Origin of the sequence: Nitrobacter winogradskyi (assembly GCF_006539545.1) — a bacterium.
Taxonomy (GTDB): Bacteria; Pseudomonadota; Alphaproteobacteria; order Rhizobiales; family Xanthobacteraceae; genus Nitrobacter; species Nitrobacter winogradskyi_A.
In genome coordinates this window covers 1-22,762 of record NZ_BJNF01000006.1, presented here as the reverse complement: position 1 = coordinate 22,762, position 22,762 = coordinate 1, and the positions used below count along the sequence as shown (strand labels likewise).

The 22,762-nt window shown below is 63.1% G+C and carries 14 protein-coding genes and 1 pseudogene; 10 read left to right on the top strand and 5 right to left on the bottom strand.

The genetic code is table 11. The features are described 5' to 3' along the window. The first annotated feature begins 197 nt into the window (after window positions 1-197). A complete protein-coding gene (locus NWI01_RS01670; protein ID WP_141382088.1) occupies window positions 198-1,103 on the top strand; it encodes a metallophosphoesterase family protein in 906 nt (301 codons plus the stop codon). A 139-nt stretch (window positions 1,104-1,242) separates the two neighbouring features. Here the strand turns inward: NWI01_RS01670 and NWI01_RS01665 are convergent. Together NWI01_RS01665 and NWI01_RS01660 are read right to left on the bottom strand one after the other, a co-directional pair. Continuing rightward, window positions 1,243-1,596 (bottom strand): annotated as a pseudogene (locus tag NWI01_RS01665) (DMT family protein). 174 nt (window positions 1,597-1,770) lie between these two features. Next, window positions 1,771-3,579, bottom strand: coding sequence for a hypothetical protein (locus NWI01_RS01660; protein ID WP_141382086.1), 1,809 nt, complete (start codon window positions 3,577-3,579; stop codon window positions 1,771-1,773). 210 nt (window positions 3,580-3,789) lie between these two features. On the opposite strand from NWI01_RS01660, the gene NWI01_RS01655 reads away from it, so the two are divergent. Genes NWI01_RS01655 through NWI01_RS01640 form a run of 4 tightly spaced genes read left to right on the top strand, consistent with a single transcriptional unit; the run spans window position 3,790 to window position 14,441 of the window. After that, the gene (locus tag NWI01_RS01655; protein ID WP_141382084.1) at window positions 3,790-10,767 is read left to right on the top strand and encodes a hypothetical protein; all 6,978 of its coding nucleotides are present in this window, start codon (window positions 3,790-3,792) and stop codon (window positions 10,765-10,767) included. Then, window positions 10,743-12,581 carry a hypothetical protein gene (locus NWI01_RS01650; protein ID WP_141382082.1) on the top strand — a complete coding sequence of 613 codons (1,839 nt, stop codon included), beginning with the start codon at window positions 10,743-10,745 and terminating at the stop codon, window positions 12,579-12,581. The genes NWI01_RS01655 and NWI01_RS01650 overlap by 25 nt, the downstream gene beginning before the upstream one ends. After that, window positions 12,578-13,183 carry an SCO family protein gene (locus NWI01_RS01645; protein WP_141382081.1) on the top strand — a complete coding sequence of 202 codons (606 nt, stop codon included), beginning with the start codon at window positions 12,578-12,580 and terminating at the stop codon, window positions 13,181-13,183. Before NWI01_RS01650 ends, NWI01_RS01645 begins: the two co-directional genes overlap by 4 nt. Continuing rightward, a complete protein-coding gene (locus tag NWI01_RS01640; protein ID WP_141382079.1) occupies window positions 13,158-14,441 on the top strand; it encodes a cytochrome c in 1,284 nt (427 codons plus the stop codon). The genes NWI01_RS01645 and NWI01_RS01640 overlap by 26 nt, the downstream gene beginning before the upstream one ends. A gap of 94 nt (window positions 14,442-14,535) precedes the next feature. On the opposite strand, the gene NWI01_RS01635 is transcribed toward NWI01_RS01640, so the two are convergent. From NWI01_RS01635 to NWI01_RS01625, 3 genes are read right to left on the bottom strand one after another with little or no spacing between them, the layout of a single operon-like run. After that, a complete protein-coding gene (locus NWI01_RS01635) occupies window positions 14,536-14,799 on the bottom strand; it encodes a DUF3297 family protein (protein WP_141382077.1) in 264 nt (87 codons plus the stop codon). Then, window positions 14,796-15,272 carry a glutathione peroxidase gene (locus tag NWI01_RS01630; RefSeq protein ID WP_141382076.1) on the bottom strand — a complete coding sequence of 159 codons (477 nt, stop codon included), beginning with the start codon at window positions 15,270-15,272 and terminating at the stop codon, window positions 14,796-14,798. The genes NWI01_RS01635 and NWI01_RS01630 overlap by 4 nt, the downstream gene beginning before the upstream one ends. A gap of 48 nt (window positions 15,273-15,320) precedes the next feature. Continuing rightward, a complete protein-coding gene (locus NWI01_RS01625) occupies window positions 15,321-15,578 on the bottom strand; it encodes a DUF6894 family protein (RefSeq protein WP_011315843.1) in 258 nt (85 codons plus the stop codon). A 287-nt stretch (window positions 15,579-15,865) separates the two neighbouring features. On the opposite strand from NWI01_RS01625, the gene NWI01_RS01620 reads away from it, so the two are divergent. The 5 genes from NWI01_RS01620 to NWI01_RS01600 all read left to right on the top strand — a co-directional run bounded on the left by NWI01_RS01620 (window position 15,866) and on the right by NWI01_RS01600 (window position 22,759). Beyond that, window positions 15,866-18,718 (top strand): bifunctional transaldolase/phosoglucose isomerase, encoded by a 2,853-nt coding sequence (locus tag NWI01_RS01620; RefSeq protein WP_141382074.1) that lies wholly within the window; start codon window positions 15,866-15,868, stop codon window positions 18,716-18,718. Window positions 18,719-18,979: 261 nt separating this feature from the next. Then, complete coding sequence (gene gnd / locus NWI01_RS01615) at window positions 18,980-19,993, top strand: phosphogluconate dehydrogenase (NAD(+)-dependent, decarboxylating) (protein WP_141382072.1); 1,014 nt, start codon at window positions 18,980-18,982, stop codon at window positions 19,991-19,993. Continuing rightward, window positions 19,993-21,507 carry a glucose-6-phosphate dehydrogenase gene (gene zwf, locus NWI01_RS01610; RefSeq protein WP_141382070.1) on the top strand — a complete coding sequence of 505 codons (1,515 nt, stop codon included), beginning with the start codon at window positions 19,993-19,995 and terminating at the stop codon, window positions 21,505-21,507. Before gnd ends, zwf begins: the two co-directional genes overlap by 1 nt. Further along, window positions 21,489-22,244, top strand: a complete 756-nt coding sequence (gene pgl, locus NWI01_RS01605; protein WP_141382069.1) for a 6-phosphogluconolactonase — start codon at window positions 21,489-21,491, stop codon at window positions 22,242-22,244. The genes zwf and pgl overlap by 19 nt, the downstream gene beginning before the upstream one ends. After that, window positions 22,241-22,759 (top strand): gluconokinase, encoded by a 519-nt coding sequence (locus tag NWI01_RS01600; RefSeq protein ID WP_141382067.1) that lies wholly within the window; start codon window positions 22,241-22,243, stop codon window positions 22,757-22,759. Before pgl ends, NWI01_RS01600 begins: the two co-directional genes overlap by 4 nt. Window positions 22,760-22,762: the final 3 nt, after the last annotated feature.

Sequence of the window (22,762 nt, the reverse complement as noted above, 5' to 3'; positions counted from 1 at the left end):
GCGAGCACTTGCTTTCGCATGATCGCTTGCATCACAGCGGCGCTCTTGCCAAAACCTCAGAATATTCCCGGATACGAGGTAAAAGTGAAGCAGCTTCATGACAGGGAAAGCGGCACGCCATCGCGGCGGGCAACGCACCGGATCGCCATTGCCGGTGCGACGGTGTTTGTCCCCGGCGTTCCGACCGGCGGCGCCAGATGACCGTACTCACGCTCGCACACCTGTCCGATCCGCATCTTGGACCGCTGCCTCCGCTGCGACTGCATCAGCTCGCAGGCAAGCGCGCGATCGGCTATCTGAACTGGAAGCGCGGCCGGCACGCCATCCATCGGCGCGATGTGCTGGACGCCCTGGTCGCCGATATCAAGGCGCAATCGCCCGACCATATCGCTGTCACCGGCGATCTCATCAATCTCGCCCTCCCGGACGAGTTCACGCAGGCGCGCGCATGGCTAAGCGAGGTCGGCGCTCCCTACGACGTCACCCTCGTGCCCGGCAACCACGATGCCTATGTTCGCCCGACACAGAAACAGATCTCCGAATGGGAAGACTATATGCGCGGCGATAGCGTCCGCGAAGGGACGCCGCTTTCATTTCCATTCCTGCGACGCAGAGGGCCGCTGACGCTGATCGGAGCGTCGTCGTCGGTACCGACGCGTCCATTCATGGCCACGGGCCGGCTCGGCCCCAAACAGCTCGATGCGCTGGATCGCGGGCTGTCACAGCTTGAGAGCGACCCGAACTTTCGGGTGCTGCTGATCCATCATCCGCTGTCTTCGAAAGACTCGCACAAACGGCTGACGGATGCCGACGCGCTGCTGGATCTTCTGAAGCGTCGCGGCGTGAACCTGATCCTGCATGGCCATGATCATATCCATTCGACCATGTGGTTCGACGGACCGCAGGGCCGCATTCCCGCCATCGGCGTGCCGTCGGCCTCCGCGATGCCGCATCGGCATTATCCGCCCGCCGCCTACAACCTGTTCACAATCACGCCGGACGGGAACGGCTGGCGCTGCGAGCAACGGGTGCGCGGCTTCGCCGACCAGGCAGCGATCAAGCGCAAGGAAATCAGCGAATTGCAGCGGACACAGCTCATCTAGAGTCTTTCACGGTTCATGGAAACGGTGAAAGACTCCAGCTTTATGTTTTGACGCGTTTTCTTGACGCGAACCGGATTCCATCCTTAGGGCTCAGGCCCGAGGACATGCTTCGCTCGAAAACGCTATAGCCACCGCGCGATCACCATTTGTGGAAGATGAAGAACGCGCCGAGGGCAACGAACGCGAAGCCCAGACCGTGATTCCAGCCCAACGGCTGTTTCAGATACAGCACCGAGAATCCGGCAAAAACGACAAGTGTGATCACTTCCTGAATGGTTTTGAGCTCGGCAGCCGAATAGACCGCGCTGCCCCAGCGATTGGCCGGCACCGCGAGCCACTATTCGAAGAACGCTATTCCCCAACTGGCCAGGACAATCAGAGGAAGCGGGCTCTCCTTGAATTTCAGATGCCCGTACCAGGCGAAAGTCATGAAAACATTCGAGCAGAACAGCATCAGGATCGGCAGGAGCCACGGCGGAATCGCGATGGGCATGATTTTCGGCTTTCGGGAATGATCGGAGGGAAGGCGCCGACCGCTCGCAACCTGTGTCCGCGGAATGCAAGGAAAATCGGTTGCCAGCTTACCAGGGTTTCCGTTCATCGGAGTTTCAGGGAACGAGAGTGACCCCCTCAACCTGTCTCGGGGGCTGACGGACAATACGCAACTTCAGCGAAGCAAGAGTTCATCGCGCCGCAACCGCACCCCGCTCGGAAGGCCGCGCGTCTCGATCACTGAAAGATGCGACGCGGCCTTGCGCTTCCGGGGCAGGTATTTTTTGGTTCGGGATGCCGGCGCGAAGGACGAGAGCCAACCCATTGCCGATATGTACTTCAGATAGGACAGGCTCGTATTGCCCTGATCGACGGAGAGCGCCCGGGCGGTTTCCTCGACAAGGCATTGCCAGCTGTCCAGCGCCAGCAAAGGTTGCCGGCAATAGATCGCACGCATCAGTTGCGGATCATCCCATATGGAAATGGCGAAGATTTCCTCGGCGCGGCTGGGATGGAGAACGCGCAGAAAGGCCGGCTTTGAGGCAAGCGTAACGCCTGCGACGCCGGTGAAGGTCGCGTCGATCTGGTAGCGGCCGGGTGCGTCGAAGATCGGCCCTTCGGCATCGAACGAGGCGAGAATGCCGTCGAAACTGACCGACTGCCTGTGTCGCAGCGTGATACCCGGTGTACGCTGGCACAGCATCGCAGGCGGTCTTATCCGCCGGACCTTTCCATGCGGCGAGCGAATTTGAATGGAGAGAAACCCGTCGCTCGGGTCGAGCGCCTTGGCCACATCGAGCGGCCTGCGGCCATTGTTGGTGACGGATGCTTTCAGGAAGATCGGCTCACCGAACGCATAGACCGGCTTGAGCGGTGCGATTGCCAGCACGGCCTTCGCCGGCTGCGGGGCAGCCTCATGATGACAGGCCGCGCGAAACGCCGAAAACCCTCCACCCGAAAGCAGGCCGCTGTCGCGTTGCGCATAGTCATACTGGCCCGGCGCGATGTCACAGAACGGGGCGTGGCGCAGGAAAGCCAGTTCGGTGGAATCAAACGCTCCCTGAAACTGCGACCAGAACCCGGCGACGCCATTCGCCGTCCGGTCGGGATAGTTCATCCAGGTCAACGCCTCCGGCCGGCCATCCTCGAAGGCATGAGGAAGATTCAGGGCGTGACCGATCTCATGAACCAGCGTGAAAGAGACTTCGCGCCGCCAATCGGGGCCGTTCGCGGGCTCGCAGCCTTTGATCGTGTTGCTGTTGAGGAAAACGGCGAGGCCCTGTCGCGAGGGTCTCATGCCCGGCTCGACATCATACATGATGCCTGTCACATCATCGCCGTTGCGACCGTCGAAACGATTTGCAAACAGCACATGCAGCCGCCACTGCCGGTTATCTTGCTGCGGCGGCGGACTCCAGTCCTGCATCAGGGCATGCAGCTCCGCCATCGTGTGACGTTTCCGCCCCGATGCGTCGGGCCGGAAAGGAGACGGATGAACGGTCGAGGAGATCGACGCCCGTTTCAGCACGGCGACGAGATCCTGACCATCCTGATCCCCGTCGAGGAGTGAAGTATCGGGCTCGGGAAGTCCCGACAGCCCGTCGATATCGATCCGCAAGCTGCGCAGCTCAGGTCCGGCCCATTCAAGCTCGACGGTGATTTCGCCCTCGCCCGGGTCCAGCGTCAGCGATATCGACGTGCTTCCATCAGCAGCTTGCCGGTTCGGCGACACCGTGATCGGGCTTCCGTTATGATGAAGTGTTTGAGCTGAGAAGAATGAAACCATTCCGCTCAGGCCGCCATCGGTGCTTTCGGACAATGCACCGGCACGGCCAATGAACGAGAGAACATGCCGGAGGCCGGCGAACACATCGCCACTGAGGTTTTCCAGCCTGCCGTCATGGCTTCGCCCGATGCGGGCTTCGACCGTCAGGCCGCCGGGCTGGAAGGCTCCCGCATAGCGCCCCTCAACAATCCCTGACATAGGACAAAACCTTCCCACATATCGCTCCTGTCGACTGACGGACGCGATCGTCAAGCATCTAAATGTTATCTCTAAAAGAATGTATCGAACCTAAAATCCTTCAGGCTGACTGATTACAGGCGAGGCGGCGTCTTGTCACATTCACGCGCTTAAATTATCGTCCGGATTGTTGGATCGGACGGCCACGCCTGCCTCATCAGAGAGGGTTGCATGTTTGCCTGGAATCAGATTGCCGAGGCGGTTACCGGTTCGACATCCAGCCATGAACGAAGACGAAGAAAATTTGCATTACCCCTTCTCGCCTGCACCGCGCTGCTGACGCCGGGAGCAGGTCACGCCCTCAGCGCGGACACGCCTCGCATCGTCCACGCCGACGTCGTCGCGCTCGATCATCTGCTCGTTTACAATCGCTTTGGCTCTTTCAATCCCTTCGGAATGATCTATGCGTTGCGCCGCGACGTAACCTCGGCCAGCGACGCGGAGCGTCCGACGGCGGACCGCTGCGCCGAACAGACCGGCGCCGAGGCAGGAAACGGCAAGCTCGAACCGGGCGAGGTTCGCCTGCGGGACTGCAAGCGGCCGCGGCCTTTGGTGCTGCGCGCCAATGCCGGCGATATTCTCGAGATCACCTTCACCAACCTGCTTAGGAAAGATCAGCCCGGCGTCAGCGGAAGCTTTTCTGAAGAAAAAAACACCGGTACCGGCTTTTGCGAGGAGCGGCGGTCGGAAGACGGCTCAGCCCTCGCGCCGGTTCGGCGGGACGTCAGGACGGCGTTCGGCGAGGAGCAGTGCCGCAAGGATCCCGCACACGAAAAGCAGGAGGCGCATGAGGCTGCCCAACCCGGTACGGACTGGCCTCTGACGCGCGGACTTTCGTTCGTCATTCCCGGCGTCGAGCCGATCCCGGTCCGCGATGGAAAAACATCGAAGATTCACGGCGCCTGCACCGGACTGGACGCGATCCAGCCGGGCCAGACCGTCACTTGCCGCTGGCAGTTGCTGCGCGAGGGCACGCATCTGTTCTCCAGCCTTGCCGCGCCGGCGGGAGGCGAAGGCGATGCCGGTTCGCTCGGGCATGGCCTGTTCGGCGCGTTGATCGTCGAGCCGGCTGGGAGCCGCGCCTTCCGCAGTCAGGTGAGCCGCACCGCATTTGAACGGGCATGGCCGAGCCGGCAGGACGCCGTCCGCCATGCCCGAAGCGAGGCGGTCGATTTCAATTTAACGGTGCCGGACTCCGAAGCGCCCGGCCGTGTCGCCGCGCCGCTCAACAATGCGGCGTTTTCCTGCGCGAACGGCAATGCTGCCCCGGTTCTTGCGATCCGGCGGCCGTGCGACGCCCGAAACGGATCGGTCGTCGAAGAGATCATACATGGCGACCTCAATGCCATCGTCGTGCCGCCGGCAACCGAACTGGCGGCGATCGAGCCGACGACGTCGGAGAGCGATCGACGCAAATGGCGTCAGGCGCATGAAGCGCAGACTCCGTTCCGCGAGTTCACTGTTATTTTCCACGACGAGCTGAAGACCTTCTACGCCGACGAATTGAAGCAGCTCGGCGCCTTCGGGCAGCTTTCCGGCGTACGCGACGGATTCGGCATCAACTACGGCGCCAGCGGCCTCGGCTCGACCCTGCTGTCCAATCGGCTCGGCATCGGCCCGGCCGCCAACTGTCCCGAATGCATGTATGAGGAGTTTTTCCTGGAGAGTTGGGCCAACGGGGATCCCGCCCTGCTCGAAGTTTTCCCGGACGACCCCTCCAATGTCCATCACTCCTATCTGAACGATAAAGTTGTTTTCCGGAATTTTCATGCCGGCAAGGAAACCCACGTCTTCCACCTGCACAGTCATCAATGGTTCGCCGGTAACGACGCCGGTCGTGGCGCCTATCTCGACAGCCAGACCATCGGTCCGCAACAGGGCTTCAGCTACCGCATCTATCATGGCGGCCTGGAACGGTTCGCTAGCGATCGTCCGGGTGCCGCGGCTCCTAAGGGATGGTGGGATTCGCTCGGCTCCGGCAACCGTAACCGCACGCCGGGCGACGCCATCTTCCATTGCCATCTCTATCCGCATTTCGCGCAAGGCATGTGGTCGCTTTGGCGGGTTCACGATGTCCTGGAAGATGGAACGCGGGTTCTTCCCGACGGACAGCGGGAGGCGCGACTGTCGGTGCTTCCTGATCCAGAGACGGGCAAGGTGCGGCCGGGCAGCGTCGGCCGCGCCGGCGAGTGGCTCGATCCGGCCACGGTAGCCGGCGGCAAGCCGTCGAGCCTCGGCACGCCGATTCCGGGCCTGCTTCCGCTGCCCGGTCAGGGTCTGCCGCCGCTGCCCACCTATTCCGACGCGGCCGCTGCAGCGCTCGATGCAACTCAACCACTCAACACTGACACGATGCCCGGCTACCCCTTCTATGTGGCGGGAAAACCCGGTCATCGCTCGCCGCAACCGCCGCTCGACATGGCGCGCGCGGAGAAGCACGAACCAGCCGGCATCGGCGATGCCCAGATCGCGGCACTCGACGGACGTTCTCATCTCGACGGCGGCCTGCCGCGTCACGTCGTCACCGGCGGCGCCGCGATTCCGACCGTGCTGAAGGATCTCGCTCCCGCGCAGCGCGCCGAGGTCATCGCCAAGAAGGGTGTGCTGGCGCGGATGTTGGCGCTCGGCGACATGACGTCGGAATATGAGCATCTCGATCTGGAACTGTTGCCGCAGCAGGGAACGGTTCTGGAGCGGAACGCCATGGCGTTCCATGGCACCGGCAGCGGCATTCGCGTGTTCGACGCGACCGGCCGCGAGCCCGCGCAACGCACGGTGACCCTGACGGGCGATCCGGCGGTCCCGGCTCCACCACCGATCGATACCCGCCTTGATCCCGACAGCGGAGGTTACCCGGTCAAAGCCATCGCGCTCGACAGCGTCCGGGCCGGTCCGTCCGGCGGAGCCGCGAGCCTCGTCGACGACGCCCGCTTCGCGGTGAACGGATCGCCGGGCGCGCCGGGCGCGCCGTTCGCGGATCCCTGCTCCGCGCCGCTCCTGTTCTCCCGCGAAGGCGGACCACAGCTGCGCAGATTCGATGCCTTCCGTAGCGCCTGGCGGCAGGCAAGCGAACCTTTCCGTTTCCAGGCCGACGCCTTCGGCGCGCCGAGCATCATGACTCCTGATCCGGCGCTGATCGGCTTCCGGCGATTCGACGTGTCGGCGGTCGAGCTCAAACTGATCGTCAACCGCGCCGGCTGGCACGATCCGCAAGCGCGGATCAATGTGCTGTCGGCGGTCGCCGATGACTACAAGGGCAGATGGCGGTCCGATGCGGAGCCATTCTTCTTCCGTGCCTTCTCCGGCGAGTGCATCGAGTTTCACCATACCAACGAGACGCCGAAGAAGCTCAAGCTCGACGATTTTCAGACGGCGGTGCCGACCGACACCATCGGCCAGCACATTCATCTGGTGAAGTTCGACGTGACTTCCTCGGACGGCAGCGGCAACGGCTTCAACTACGAGGACGGCACGCTCGCGCCGGACGAGGTGCTGGAGCGAATCTGCAAATCGCGCGCCGCGGCGGGCGGCTCGGTGATGCCGCGTCCGCATGAGTCGGTCAGCGAGACGGTCGCCGCCCGCACCGAGCAGGAATGCGCCCCAGACTTCATCGACAAGGTCGCGACCCTTCCGCGGCTTGAAGGAAACAACATCAAGTATTTCCAGACCACCATCCAACGCTGGTTCGCCGACCCGATCCTGTCGGACAACGGCGAGAACGGGGTGGCCGGCGTCACCGACCGCACGATGCGGACGGTATTCACACACGATCATTTCGCGCCATCCAACATTCAGCAGCACGGATTCTACTCGGCGCTGCTGATCGAGCCCGCGACGCATGCGATATGCCCCCTGGCCGAAGCCAATTCCACCACCCACGAGGGCAAAAGCTGCCAGACCGGCCCGGCGGCGACGGCGCTTCCCGAATTCCCTTACAAGCTCTCGCAGGCAGCGCCACGCGATCTCGTCGGCGTCCGCGCCAACGTGTTCCTGCCGCGCCCCGACGCGACGCCGGACGGCGTATCCGGCGATCCCGTCCACATCGACTCGCGAGAATACGCGATCGCGATCGCGGATTTCGCGCTGCTTTACGACGGCAGGAAAACGACTGGAACCCCGGCGACGGCAGGCGAATCCAACGGCATCGATCGGCTGATCTTCGAGGCAACGACCGGCAACCCGCCGCCGAGCGCCGACGACGAGGCGGAAGAAACAGCGCCGGCCAGTTTCCTGCGTGAGCGTGGACTGACACCGACAACCGGCGACGTGGAGAAACTGAAAACACGCCAGAAAGACATGCGGACAGCCTACGGAAAGCCCGTCGCGCCACCGCCGCGCCCCGAGACAATCTCGCAAAGGCATCACGATCCCTACCTCGTCAATTATCGCAACGAGCCTGTTCCATTGCGCGTCGGCGCCACCTCGAACGGCACACCGCCATCGTTCCTCGGCAATCCGTGCCGGCTCCCGGGACCACAGGAGCAGTCCTTCGCAGCAAGCGAGTCCGGCGAGAGTATCGTCCGCCAACGCCCACTGAGCGACAAGGGCGACCTCTCACAGTTCTTCCAGTCACGCATTCACGGCGATCCCTGTACGCCCGTCCTTGAGGGTCTCGCCGGCGACCGCATCGTGGCTCGCCTGATTCAGGGCGCTCAGGAAGTCCAGCATACGTTCGTCGTCGAAGGCCGCCCGGCGCGGCGCAACGTCGATCAGCCGTTCCCGAGCGAGCGTCCCCTTGGCGCCGACGCGAACGGAAGCCTCATATCGCGGGCGGCGCGCTGCGCTTCGAGCGACATCGCTCGCGCGGGCCGGCCTCGCGATTTTCCCGGATGGGCGACGATCGGCCTCGGCGATCCGGCGTGGACCAGCCTCGACCGGCTGGTGGCGGGTTGCGACAATCCGCTCGGCTTCGTAGCCGCACAGGAAATCGGTATTTCCGAGCATTTCGAGGTCGGCTCGCTGTTCGCATCCGGAACCGCCGTCTTCGCCCCGTTGCGAACGCGGGAGCCCGCCGGCGCTACGGCGCCTCTCAGCGCGCGGACGCCGGGCCGTCCCGCGCTCGACCATCTCTATCATTTCGGATCAACCGACGCGCTCTGGAACGGGGCCTGGGGCCTGGTGCGGAGCTATGACAGCAGCGCCGCGCCGGATCTGAGCGCCTGCCTCGGCAAGGCGCCGTCGTCAGATGCGTTCGCCGCCTGCGTGGCGGGCCAGGGACAGCCACCGATCGGCAACCGCATCGAAAGCTTTGCGGCATTGCGCCAGCGCGTCGGCGGGGCTTCTTCCGCCGCAGCGGAGCCGGGCCAGCAGAACGCGGTCGAGGCGCTTTCGCCGACGGCATCGCGCCTGACAAGCTGGTGTCCTGCCGGAGCGCCGAGGGTGGAAGCGATCGCCGTCGCGGTGCGCGCCGGAAAGGTGCTGGACAAGTCCGCCGTCGGCTTCCCTGGGACTATCGTCGATAAAGCGGGCATGTTCGATCGCGACGGCCTGCTGCTTGTGCCGCTTGAGGCACGCGACCTCGGTCTCTCCAAACCGCTCATCGACTATGGAAACGACAGCGCCCTGCCGAAATCCATCGCGCAAATCCAGTCCATCGCCGCCGCCAGGCTGAAGAAGGCCGGGGACGCCATCGGATCTCCCTTCGTCCTGCGCGTCAGGGCGGGAGATTGCCTTGATCTGATGGTGATCAATGCCTTGCCGGGACAAGGTGAGCCTTGGGACACGCATGGCGACGCGCCGATGCCGAAGATCGTGCCGCTCAACATCGATGGCGATGAACGCCAGTATGGCGGCTCAAAGAGCTTTGCCGAGTGGACCGGGCAGCCATCGCAGTTTCGCCCTCAGGTCACCCCGTCCCGCAACATTGCCCTGGCGTTGCCGTTGCCGAGTCCGATGCTGAAACCGGACGGAACGCTGCCGGTTGGCGTAAACAATATCGCGGCGATCGCGCCGGACGGAGCCGGATCGCCGGTTTTCCGCGTCACCCGTCACTATGCCGGCTTCCTCTGGTCAAAAGACGCCACTATCAGGGATCTGGCGCGAGAGGGTGCGTTCTGGAACGCGATCAAGGACCGGATCGGAGCGCATATTCCGTCCCGTCTCACGTTCCAGTTGCTCACCGAGACGCCTTGCGGCGCCGATCAGCAGGTCGTGATCTACGGCGTCAATCTGTGCATCGACGCGCGCAATGAGAACGACGATTCGGTGCCGGTCCCGCAAGACAAGCAGGATCAGGTTCGCCGGATCGCGCAGGACGGCGCCGACCTCTACTTCGCGCGCGAAGACATCCGGAAAGCGGCGATGCGGGCGATCCCCTATGCCTTCGGGGCGCTGCCGATCCGGTCCGTCGGCGACGTGATCTCACATGGAGCGAAAGGACTCACCGGCACGCTCATCGTCGAACCCACGGCGATCGGCGACAACGGCGTCCCGACCGGCGAGTCGCCGGCGCGCGACTTCACCTACCGTCACGCCGCAACCGTCGCCGTCGAGACGCCCGCGCTCACGCTGCAAGGCCAGCAGGCTTCGATTCCCGCCGGGTCATTCCGTGAGCATGTCCTGTTGTGGCAGGATGGCCTCAATCACTGGCGGCGCGCATCCAGCGGCTATCTCGGCCTGAGCGGCCGCCCCGTGCCCGACTGCCGCGTCTGTGACGATTCCTATGACCTTGGAGAAAAAGGCGTCAGCTACCGCTCGGCTCCTTTCAATTTTCGAGTCGCCGGTCGCAACGGCGTCCGCGCCGATTTTGGGCTGCGTACCTATCCCCGGGACGAAGACGACCTCAACGCCGTGCGTTTCCCCGCGAACTTCTTCGCCGCTCCCGTTTCAACGCCCCGGCTGGATGCGAGACCCGCCGACGAAATCGCGATCCGCGTCGTTCATCCCGACGGGCGTGCGCGGCAGCGGGCGTTCCTGTCGATGATCGCCGGCTATGACGATCTGTTCCCCGGCTTCGGCTCAGGACATTCGACACTGCTTGCGCCGGGCAAGGCGATGACGGCATGGAGCTGCGCGCCGCGCACCGCCGGTGACTACCTGTGGCGCGACGGCCCGCAGTCGATCTTCGCGGCCGGCGTGTGGGGGCATCTGCACGTCAGCAATAGCGGAGCCGGAGGAGCGACCCCGTGCAACTTGCCACGGTTCGACTGAGAAGCGGGTTTCCCTGCATTCTGGCGATGGTTACCCTCGCCGCAACTCCGGAAGCGATGGCGCAAGGCGTCTTCGCGAGCGGCGCAAGCGGCGTTGCCGTCACGGCAAGCCTCATCGATCATGAAGGACGGAAGGTCGAGCGGATCGGCGCGAACGAGGACTTTCGCATCGTCCTGAGCTTTACGGATGCGCTGCAAAAGACGCCAGCCGCGAACCTCAAGCCTGCCGCGTGGGTGCGGCGCGTGGCGCCGGATCGCCCGAGTTGCGCCAACGCCGCCTGGATCGCGCGCGCTACGGGCGCGATCTCCGCGGACGACATTCCGCTGGAACGATCGTATCTCATCTCGATCGGCAGCGCCGACTTGTCCGGCAACCACGATACCTTGCGCGTCGTCGATCTCGATCATCGGCTGAAGAGCGCAGACCAGATCAGCGTCACCCCACTGGGTGGCCATGCCGATGACTTCATCGTTCATCCGATTCTGCCTCGTGCGTTCATCGCTCAACAGACCACGGGAAATATACTCGCCGTCGATCTTCCCTGGGGCCACGCCAGCCGCTTCGCGCAAGGTCTGACGCAGCCCACGATGATCGCGCCGCTCGGCAACCACATCGTCGTGGCTGATCATGACGGCGGAGGAAGGCTGATCAAATTCGACGCCAGCGGTGCTCAACTCGCTACCATTTCCATCGCATCGGGGATCTCTGCGCTCGTCCGTCCGAACAACGACACCGTTGCCGCCGCGGCAAAGGACGGGTCCGCGATCGTGATCGCAGCCGGTGACACGGCGCCGCGCCGTCTCGCGGCGGGAAGCCTCAATGGTCCGGTGGCGGCCGGCGGCGGTGTGATCGCCTCCACCGGACCGCGACAGGAGGTGTTGCTGCGCTGGCTGGATGATCTCGACCGAGCCGTCCCCGTGCCGGTCGGCATCGCCATCGACGGCCTGTTCGTTCGCGATGACGGCCGCTATCTCGTCGCCTGGTCGGCGCGAGAACCCAAGGCCGTCATCGTCGACGTGGCACGCGCCCGTATTGCCGGCGTCGTTCGAACAGACGATCTGGTCGATGAGGCCGCGGCGGCCGGCTCCGCCATTTTTCTCACGCATCGCACATCGCCGACGGTGATCGTCATCGATCTGGCGTCCACGCCCTCGCCGGAGGCGGCTTTCGCCGAGCGCCGTGTGCGGCTTCCCCTGGTCGCCGGCGCGAACCGCGAGCAAAGCCGGAGCCGCGTCGCGGTATCGCCCGCGACGGCCAGCATGTTGACGGTGCGGCCCGGATCCAACGTCGCATACGCGATCGCATCCGGCGGCGGCCTGAGTGACGCGCCGATGGCGGCCGTGGCGATCCGGGGCGACCAGCCGCGCATGATCGCGCGCTTCGACCAGCGTATGGTCGAAACATCAACCGGCCGTTTCGAGGCGAACCTTCGCCTGGCGAAAGGCGGCGCCTATGAAGTCGTCAGCACCACGGGAGCGGGCGGCACGACGACGTGCGCAGGGTTCTCCGTCGATGGTCCTGGAGCCGACGAGCCTCCGCCCGCCGCATTGCGCGTGGTGGGTAAGCCGCCATCGGCGAATGTTCCGGGCACATTGGCGCTCGCGCTCGACAACTGGCCACGCGCGCTACCGGGAGGGCTGGTCATCCGCATCGACGATCTGGCGTTCGGCTGGTCCGCTCGTGTGGCGGCGAAGCCGGGCCGCGACTCCGCCATGGCGCTTCCCTTCACCTTTCCACGCGAGGGCCGCTACGCGGTGTCGGTCGAAGCCGCAGGCGGACGCATCGCTCCCGCTGTCGTGGATGTGAAGCCATGAAGCGGCAACGTCTGCTCCGGGCGGTCGTCATAGCGACAGCGTGCCTCGCCGTCAGTGTTCTTGCCAACCTTCCTGCACCTGCGCCCACGCTGTGGCCAGCGCTTGCCAAGGACCTCACCGTCGAAACACAATCGCGCACCGTCCATCTCGTCGATCGGCCTCTCGTCACCGCGCAAGGCGCGGAGGTGAATTTCGTAAGCGGGCTTATCGCGAAGCAGCCGATCCTGCTGTCGTTCACATTCACCGGCTGCGTCCAACTATGCCCTCCAAGCGATGTCATCATGGATGTTATCGCGCAACGTCTGGGAAAAGATGGCCTTCAGCATTTGAAACTCGTCACGCTCACCCTTGATCCCCTCACCGATTCGCCCGAACACCTTCGCCGCGAGCGCGCCGACCAGATGCATCGCGACCGCATCTTCCTGTCGGGCGATCCGGCCAATGTCTGGTCGGTGCTCGAGGGGCTGAGAGTGCAGCCGGGGCCGAACCAGGATCATGACATTCAATTCCTGCTGATCGGAACGGGTGGACGCGATATCAGAACGGTCGCCGGTCTGCCGGAGCCTGAGGATCTCATTGCGGTTCTTTCGACCCTTCGATAGCCGCCTCGCGCTCGCGATCGTCCTGTCGTTGTGCGCCCCGGCCACATGGGCCGACGATGCCGGCCGGGCGCTCTATCACGGCTATCTCGCGGACGCACCAACCGCCCGGATCGCTGGCGTGGAACGGCCCGGCCTGAGTTGCGCCGGATGCCACGGATACAACGCCGCCGGCGGCGGAGAAGGCCGTTCGCGTGTGCCGCCGATCGACGGCGCGACGCTCGCCTCGCCGACGCCGGGACGTCCGGCTTACGATGCCGGAACCTTTCGGGCGGCCGTGTCGCAAGGCCACGCAAGCGATGGACGAACGTTGTCGTTGGCGATGCCGCGTTTCGATCTGTCCCCGTCTCAATCCGACTCGCTATGGGAATATCTTGCTCACATCGCTGAAGAGGATCGCGGTGGCGTCTCGGCGGATCAAATCCGGATCGTCGTCCCGGCCATGACCGGAAATCCCGCGGATGCCGCGCGCCTGCGCGACGAACTTGAGCGACAATGGGCTGCGCGTGGGATATCCACGATCCATGGCCGCCGCGTTCTGTTCACCGTGGCTCCCGTCGAGTCGCTTGCGTCGGGCGACCCTGCGCGTACGGCGGCGTTCTTTCTTGCGATCGGTCCCCAGCTCGATGACGGCGGGCACGTTCTCGACAAGCTGCAACGGTCCGGGCTTCCGATCCTTGGACCACGAGGCCATCTCCCAATCAAGCTCCCCCGAACTATCGTCTCCGTTCGCGCGAGCCGGGATCAGGTCATGGACGCCCTGCTCCGTCTGGCCAGCCCGACAACGACGGTGGTGATCGATGCTCCGTCTCGAGGCGAAAGCACGCGCCCGCCCGGCGCGATCACGCCCCAGGACGCGATGCCACCCCATTCAAAACGTATCGTGCTGGCAGTCGGCGCCGCGCAGGCACGCTCGTTCGTCAGGATGAACCAGCAAAACCTCAAAGGGCGGACGGTCATCGCTCCTCTCGATACGATGTCGGAGGATCCGGATCTCATCGAAGACCTGTTACGTCAGGGTACCGACGTGATCGCGGCAAAGCCTGCCGGAGACTGGTCCGATCCCGTCGCCTATGCCTCACCTCTGGTCGCTGTGCTGGAGGCAGCCCTGGTCACCGTCGGCCGTCCACTGACTCGCACGCGCTTCCTCGACGCCGTTGCGAGTGTCCACGTTCAATGCGCCGGTTGGCCTGACCTCGACTACAGACGGCTTCCGAAGAATGGAACAGAGCTTGTCGAGTTCACCCGGATAACCCGCTAGGCTTTCCGCTTCTGCTCGTCAGAAGCGAGGCTTAATGGTTTTGTCTGACGCGTTTCTTCACGCAAACAGGTCATCCACTTTGCCGGAAAACGCTCTAGGCTTGATTGTCGGTCCGGAAATAGGGTTCAACCGTGCCGCGGAGCTTGATCGTCAGCGGATTGCCATGGCGATCCCTGGCATTGCCGACGGCAACACGTATCCAGCCTTCGCTGACGCAATACTCCTCGACGTTACTCTTCTCGACACCCTTGAAACGGATGCCGATATCGCGCGACAGAAGTTCGGCATTATAATATGCGCTGCGCGGATCGGTGGACAAGCGGTCGGGCAAATGGTCCTTCGCGGTCTGGTCGTTCAAAGCAGGGCCTCGATTTCTTCCGTTAGTTTTTTGGGGTTGGTGGTCGGAGCGTGGCGGGCAGCCACCCTCCCCTGCCGGTCCACGAGAAACTTGGTGAAATTCCACTTGATCGACCCGCCAAGCAAACCCGGCTTCTCGCTCTTCAGGTGCCTGAACAACGGATGCGCATCCGCGCCATTGACATTAATCTTTTCGAACATCGGAAAAGTCACGTCATACTTGCTGGCGCAGAACTGCTGAATGTCGGCGGAGGAGCCCGGCTCCTGCTTGCCGAACTGATTGCACGGGAATCCCAGCACCGAAAATCCGCGCGGGCTCATCGTGCGGTGCAACTCTTCAAGATCCTTGTATTGCGGCGTGAACCCGCAGGCGCTCGCGGTGTTCACGATCAGAAGGACACGACCTTCGAACTGCTTCAACTCGCAGGGCTCGCCATCCAGCGTGTTCGCGGAAAAATCAAAGACGCTGCCCATTCAACAACCTTTCGATCAGTCAGCGACCGAGCGATCACTCGATGCCGGTCAATGCCGCGTGGAAGACCGGGCGACGGGATTGAGGATCGCCTCGGTGAACGGAAATTCGAGCACGATCTCACCGGTAGCGTCGGTAACTTCCAGCACCGCATTGAGAATCGCCCGCTGTTCGCCGTCAGACTTGAGGATCTCGCGAATCGTTTTCCGGGCGGCGCGCCAGGCATGATCGGGATCGCGCAACTCCTCGCCCTCCGGATCGAGTATCAGGTCGTTTCCGATGCGGGTATTGAAGAAATATCGGGGCATGAACGAACCCATAACGGCCTAGTTCGGACTTTCCAGCCAGCCGCTCTCACAAGTTCTTTATCGAACGACAGGCCCGCCCTGCAATAGGCTTTATTTGTCGCAAAATTGCGTCCGTCCTGCTTCAATCTGCCGGTCATTCCTTTAGCGGATCAATATTCCACTTCAAACGTTAGCAACGGGGCCTGCTCTTGATCAGGCCATCTTTTCCTCGTCATGTTGACACAGCGCGGCTTGCGACAGGTATGGAATTTCTCCAAACGGCGCGTCCTCGAACCGAGAATAACGTCATGAATCCAGTCAGAGAACTCCAGAACCACGGCCAGGCCATCTGGCTCGATTTCCTTGCACGCGGTTTCATCATCAACGGCGATTTGAAACAGCTTGTCGACACAGATGGATTGCGCGGGGTCACCTCCAATCCCTCGATTTTCGAGAAGGCGATCGGGAGTTCGGACGAATATGACAGTGCTATCGTCAGCCTGATGAAGAAGGATGACCGGTCGGTCGCCGATATTTACGAGCAACTTGCGATAGAGGACATCCAGCACGCCGCCGACGTGTTGCGGCCGGCCTACGACCGGCTCGACGGCGCGGACGGTTTCGTCAGCCTTGAGGTCTCGCCTTACCTTGCGAACGATACCGAGGGGACAATCGCCGAGGCCAGGAGGCTGTGGAAGTCGGTCAATCGCAAAAACCTGATGATCAAGGTACCCGCGACGCCGAACGGCCTGCCCGCGATCCGGCAACTGATTTCGGAAGGAATCAGCATCAACATCACGCTGCTGTTCTCGCAAAAGGTCTACATCGAGGTGGCTGAAGCGTATCAGGCCGGACTTCGGGACTATATCCGAAATGGCGGCGATCCCGCGCATGTCGCAAGCGTCGCCAGCTTCTTCGTCAGCCGGATCGACAGCGCCGCCGACAAGCAACTCGACGAAAAGATCGCGCAGGCCAACGATCCCGCGGAGAAAGCGCGTCTTGCCGCGCTCAAGGGCAAGGTCGCGATCGCCAATGCCAGGCTCGCCTATCAGGAGTACAAGCAGTTGTTCGCAGGCGAAGACTGGCAAAAGCTCGAGGCCGAAGGCGCCAGACCGCAGCGGCTGCTATGGGCTTCGACCGGTACCAAGAACAAGGACTACCGTGACGTTCTCTACATTGAGGAGTTGATCGGTCCGGATACGGTCAATACCGTGCCGCCGGCGACCCTTGACGGTTTTCGCGATCACGGCGAGCTGCGGGACAGCCTGGAGGAAAACCTCGATGACGCGCGGCAAGTGCTCGCAGCGCTCGCGGACGCCGGAATTTCACTCGACGCGATCACCCGCGACCTCGTGACAGAGGGCGTGAGGCTGTTCGAGGACGCGGCCGACAAACTGCTCGGCGCCGTCGCCCGGAAGCGGGAAAAGATCCTTGGTTCTGCCGCGAACCAGCAGACCCTGTCGCTCGATTCATCGACCGCGAAATCCGTCGAAGCGAAGGCGGATGACTGGCGAGCCGCCGGCGCCGTCCGCAAGCTATGGCAAAAGGATAAGTCCGTGTGGACCAACACGGACGAGGACAAGTGGCTGGGCTGGCTGACGAGTCCCGCCGCCGAGTTTGATCGGGCGGCCGACTACGAGGACTATGCGCGGCGCGTGAAGAAGCAGAAGTTCACCGACGCCGTCGTGCTCGGGATGGGAGGATCAAGCCTCGGTCCGGAGGTGCTGGCGAAGACTTTTCCGAAGGCGGCGGGTTTCCCGAAGCTCCATGTGCTGGACTCGACCGATCCGGCCGAGATTCGTTCGCTTGAAACCGCGATCGACATCGCGAGGACCGTCTTCATCGTGTCCAGCAAATCCGGCGGGACGACAGAGCCTAACGCGCTGAAGGACTATTTTCACGCGCGGGTGGCCAAGGCGATCGGCGCTGACAAGGCTGGCCATCGCTTCATCGCGATCACCGATCCGGGCTCCTCGCTTGACGCGGAGGCGGCAAGGCTCGGCTATGCGCGCACCTTCCACGGCGATCCCGAGATCGGCGGCCGCTACTCGATCCTGTCTCCCTTCGGCCTGGTCCCGGCGGCGACGGCCGGAATCGATGTGACGGGATTGCTTGAGAGCGCACTCGTCATGGTGCGATCCTGTGGCGCAGAGATCCCGCCGCATGACAACCCCGGCGTCCAGCTCGGGCTGGCGATGGGTCTTGCCGGACGCGAAGGCCGCGACAAGATCACCATCCTGGCGTCTCCGAAGATCGCTGATTTCGGCGCATGGGCCGAGCAGCTGATCGCTGAATCGACCGGCAAGGAGGGCAAGGGCCTGATTCCGATCGACGGCGAACCGCTCGGCGATGCGAACCTCTACGGCGATGACCGCTTCTTCATCGATATCCGCACGGCGGACGAAGAGGATGCCGCCCATGATGAAAAGTTGCGCGCGCTCGAAAACGCCGGACATCCCGTGGTTCGCATCGTGATGAACTCGATCGACCAGATCGGTCAGGAGTTCTTCCGGTTCGAGATCGCGGCCGCGGTCGCCGGCGCGGTTCTCGGCATCAATCCGTTCGATCAGCCTGATGTCGAAGCGGCCAAGGTCAGGACTCGCGAGTTGACGTCGGCCTTCGAAAAGACAGGCAGGCTTCCGGATGAAGAGCCGGCGATATCCGCCGACGGCTTCGATCTCTACACCGACGCCGACAATGCGCGCGCGTTACGCGAGAAGGGCGCCGACGGCGAGCTGTCCTCGTGGCTCAAGGCGCATCTTTCGCGCGCCGAGGCCGGCGATTATGTCGCCTTCCTGGCCTATGTCGCGCGCAATGACGATCACATCGGCGAACTGCAGCGGATGCGCCTCGCCGTTCGCAATCGGAAGAAAGTCGCCACCTGCGCCGAGTTCGGCCCGCGCTTCCTGCATTCGACCGGGCAAGCCTACAAGGGCGGCCCGGACAGCGGCGTTTTCCTTCAGATCACTGCCGACGATCCACGCGATTTGAAGATCCCCGGCCGGAAAATGAGTTTCAGCATCATCAAGGCGGCGCAGGCGCGCGGCGATTTCGATGTGCTCACGCGGCGGGGACGACGAGCGCTTCGCGTTCACCTTAAGGGAAATCTGAAATCAGGCTTGTCGCGGCTCGACGATGCCATCAGCCGGGCTCTGATGTGACCGTAGCCATGACGAGTCGAGTTGTGACGCTGCTTCGATCATCACCAGGGGATCGAGGTTCCGCCAGTTGCGTCAAACCGGACCCTGCCCTCACCGTTCATTTATCTGACGATTCCCGTTCGCCAACCTCCATGAAACATACGAGGTGTTGCGCCACGCCTTGATCCTCACGCATCATGCTTCCCTACGCGTCATTGGACCATGGGACCGCGGGCGGAATGTCCAGACCACGAGCCTGCGCCCGAAGAAGGAATCGGACGAATGCAGATAGGCATGATTGGGCTGGGACGGATGGGGGCCAACATCGTTCGCCGTCTGATGAAGAAGGGAGGCCATCACGCCGTCGTCTACGACATCAGCGAGCAGGCCGTCGCCGCGATTGCCGCCGAGGGAGCAACAGCCGCGACCGATCTTGAAGACTTCGTACGCAAGCTCGAAAAGCCGCGCGCCGTCTGGATCATGCTGCCCGCCGGAGCGGTGACGGAAGCCACCATCGCGACGATCGCCGGACTGCTTGATGGCGACGATGTCATCATCGATGGCGGCAACACCTTCTGGCAGGACGATATCCGGCGCGCCGGAACGTTGCGCGAGAAGGGCATCCATTATGTCGATGTCGGCACCAGCGGCGGAGTGTGGGGCATCGAACGCGGCTATTGCATGATGATCGGCGGCGAGAGAGCGGTGGTTGATCGTCTCGATCCGATTTTCGCGGCGCTGGCGCCCGGCCACGGCGAAATTCCGAGAACGCCGAGCAGGGATGGCCGCGATCCGCGCGTCGAGCAAGGCTACCTCCATACGGGGCCTGTTGGTTCCGGCCATTTCGTCAAGATGGTGCATAACGGCATCGAATACGGCCTGATGCAGGCCTATGCCGAAGGTTTCGACATACTCAAGAACGCAAACATCCCTGCGCTGCCGGAGCATCATCGGTTCAACCTTGACCTCGCGGATATTGCCGAGGTCTGGCGCCGCGGCAGCGTCATTTCGTCGTGGCTACTCGATCTCACCGCTTCCGCGCTGGCCCGCAGCGACACACTCGAAGCTTACTCGGGATTTGTCGCGGACTCCGGCGAGGGCCGCTGGACCGTCAACGCCGCCATTGATGAAGCCGTTCCCGCCGAAGTTCTGACAGCGGCGTTGTTCGCGCGATTTCGCTCGCGTCAACAACATACGTTCGCGGAAAAAATCCTTTCGGCAATGCGGGAAGGATTCGGAGGACACAGGGAGCCCGGAGAAACCGATCCCCCCACAAAGGAAAGGACCGCGAATTGATGACGGTCGCAAGCAACATACCGCGCAAACCGGAGCCATGCTGCTTCGTCATCTTCGGCGCCACCGGCGATCTCACCCATCGCCTGATCATTCCGGCGCTTTACAATCTTGCCGAATCCGGCTTGCTGCCGGAGCCGTTTTGCATTGTCGGCGTCGTCCGCAAGCAGATGTCGGACCAGGATCTCCGGCAAAGCCTGATGGAGGGTCTGAAGAGGCACGCCACGCGGCCTGTCAAAACCGACATCGCCGAAAAGGTGCTCAACTGCCTGACGTGCATCGAAGCCGACCCGTCCGATCCGTCCTCGTTCGATGCGCTGAACGGGGTGTGTGAAGGGCTTGCGACGAAGACGGGGACGTGCGGCAACCGCCTGTTCTATCTTGCCGTCCCGCCGACGGCTTTTGCCCCGATCGCGGAGCAACTCGCCCGCGTCGGGCTGCTGCGAGAGACGAACGGCATATGGCGCCGCCTGGTGGTCGAAAAGCCGTTCGGGACCGATCTCGCATCCGCCAGATCCCTCAACGCCAGGCTACTCAAGTTCGCCAACGAACATCAGATCTATCGGATCGACCACTATCTCGGCAAGGAGACCGTCCAGAACATCCTCGTTCTTCGTTTCGCCAACGGCATGTTCGAGCCGATCTGGAATCGCAACCACATCGATCACATCCAGATCACCGTCGAGGAAAAGCTGTCGGTCGGGCATCGCGGCAGTTTCTACGACGCCACCGGAGCCCTGAGAGACATGGTGCCGAACCATCTGTTCCAGCTGCTGTCGCTGGTGACGATGGAGCCGCCGACGCGATTCGAAGCCCACTCGGTGCGTTCACAGAAAGCGGAAGTGCTGGCCGCCATCCAGACGCAGACTCCGGCGGAGGCGCTGAGAAATTCGGTACGCGGACAATATCACGCCGGGCAGGTCGGCGGCGAGGCGGTCGTCGATTATCGCAGCGCCCCCAACGTCAAGCCCGACAGCACCACCGAGACCTATGCGGCGCTGAAGCTGACCATCGACAACTGGCGATGGGCCGGCGTTCCGTTCTACCTGCGGACCGGCAAGGCGCTCGGCCTCAAGCGCACCGAGGTGGCCATCAAGTTCAAGCAGGCGCCGTTCGCGATGTTTCGCTGCACGCCGGTGGACCAGTTGTCGCACAACTATCTGGTCATCGGCATCGAGCCGGCCGAGGGCATCACCATGCAGTTCAACACCAAGGTGCCCGGTCCCTCGATCTCGATCGACGGCGTCGAGATGAAGTTCCGCTACAAGGATTACTTCCACGCCGCGCCGAGCACCGGCTACGAAACCCTGATCTACGATTGCATGACCGGAGACAACATCCTGTTTCAGCGCGCGGATGGCGTGGAGGCCGGCTGGCAGGCGGTGCAGCCTTTCCTGGATGCCTGGAAGAAGGCCGGCGCCGACGGGCTGGTCGGCTACGAGGCGGGCAGCGAAGGCCCAAGTGAGGCCGACGACCTGCTGGCGCGGGACGGCAACCAATGGCGCGAGCTGACATGACCTCCGCTGCATCCGACCGCGGCTTTCACGTGCTGCCGGACGCCGAGACGATCGCAACCGAAGCCGCTGAACGTATCATCCTTCGGATTGCGGAAAATGCGACGCGGCCTGCGATATGCCTGACCGGCGGCTCCGGCCCGAAAGCGCTTTATGCGCTGCTGGGCAGCCCGGACTATCGTTCGCGCATCGCCTGGGATCGCGTTCACTGGTTCATCGGAGACGAGCGTTTCGTGAGCGCAAGCGACGAACGCAACAATATGACGATGGCCAGAGAGATTTTTCTGAACCGTTGCGCACCACCGGGCAATATCCATCCGATGCCAACGGACGCATCCGATCCGGATGCGGCGGCACGGCTTTACGAGCACGAACTGCAAGCGTTTTACGGAGCGGATCGACTTGATCCAGCCAAACCGCTTTTCGATCTTGTTCTGATGGGGCTTGGACCGGACGGGCATACCGCCTCGTTGTTTCCCGGAGATCGAGCGCTCGACGAAACCGATCGATGGGTTGTCGGCGTAGACCGCGCGCCCGTCGAGCCTCTCGTGCCCCGTGTCACCCTGACGCTTCCGGCGCTGGCTTCCTCACGCGAGATGCTGTTTCTCGTCAGCGGTGAAACCAAGCACGGCGTCCTCTCGAAGATCAGGGCCGGCGCCGATCTGCCCGGCGCGCGCGCGCGTTCCAACGGCGTCACCACCTGGTTGACCGATACCGCGGCCGCAGGATCGACGGCATGAATGCCGGCGGAAGCGCCGCCTTTTGCGCGCTGATCGTCATGGGTGTGTCGGGATCTGGTAAAAGCATCATCGCGGGCGCGCTGGGCCGGCGGCTGGGATGGATCGTCGAGGATGGCGACCGTTTCCATGCCAAGAGCAGCATCGATAAAATGCGCGCCGGCATTGCGTTGACCGATGACGACAGGCGGCCGTGGCTGCGCGCCGTCGCCGCGGAGATCGGCCGCAGGCGCGCAGACGGCACGAGCGTGATCATGGCCTGCTCCGCGCTCAAGCGCGCCTATCGTAATATTCTCGTACAGGGCCACAGCGACACTCGCATCGTCTACCTGCGTGGCGACAAGGACCTGATCGGGAGCCGTCTCAAGGCGAGAGGCGAACATTTCATGCCGCAGGGACTGCTCGCGAGCCAGTTCGCAATACTGGAGGAGCCGACCGAGGATGAGCGGCCTATTGTTGTCGACATCGACGCGACCATAAAAGATATCACCGATCGCATCGTCAGCGCGCTCGATTAGAGC

Bases quoted from the DNA above. Each gene is read 5' to 3' on its own strand.
- pgl (WP_141382069.1), top strand. From the start codon at position 21,489: ATGGCGCGAGCTGACATGACCTCCGCTGCATCCGACCGCGGCTTTCAC.
- NWI01_RS01625 (WP_011315843.1), bottom strand. From the start codon at position 15,578: ATGCCCCGATATTTCTTCAATACCCGCATCGGAAACGACCTGATACTC.
- NWI01_RS01620 (WP_141382074.1), top strand. From the start codon at position 15,866: ATGAATCCAGTCAGAGAACTCCAGAACCACGGCCAGGCCATCTGGCTC.
- NWI01_RS01600 (WP_141382067.1), top strand. From the start codon at position 22,241: ATGAATGCCGGCGGAAGCGCCGCCTTTTGCGCGCTGATCGTCATGGGT.
- gnd (WP_141382072.1), top strand. From the start codon at position 18,980: ATGCAGATAGGCATGATTGGGCTGGGACGGATGGGGGCCAACATCGTT.
- NWI01_RS01670 (WP_141382088.1), top strand. From the start codon at position 198: ATGACCGTACTCACGCTCGCACACCTGTCCGATCCGCATCTTGGACCG.
- NWI01_RS01630 (WP_141382076.1), bottom strand. From the start codon at position 15,272: ATGGGCAGCGTCTTTGATTTTTCCGCGAACACGCTGGATGGCGAGCCC.
- NWI01_RS01655 (WP_141382084.1), top strand. From the start codon at position 3,790: ATGTTTGCCTGGAATCAGATTGCCGAGGCGGTTACCGGTTCGACATCC.
- zwf (WP_141382070.1), top strand. From the start codon at position 19,993: ATGACGGTCGCAAGCAACATACCGCGCAAACCGGAGCCATGCTGCTTC.
- NWI01_RS01660 (WP_141382086.1), bottom strand. From the start codon at position 3,579: ATGTCAGGGATTGTTGAGGGGCGCTATGCGGGAGCCTTCCAGCCCGGC.
- NWI01_RS01645 (WP_141382081.1), top strand. From the start codon at position 12,578: ATGAAGCGGCAACGTCTGCTCCGGGCGGTCGTCATAGCGACAGCGTGC.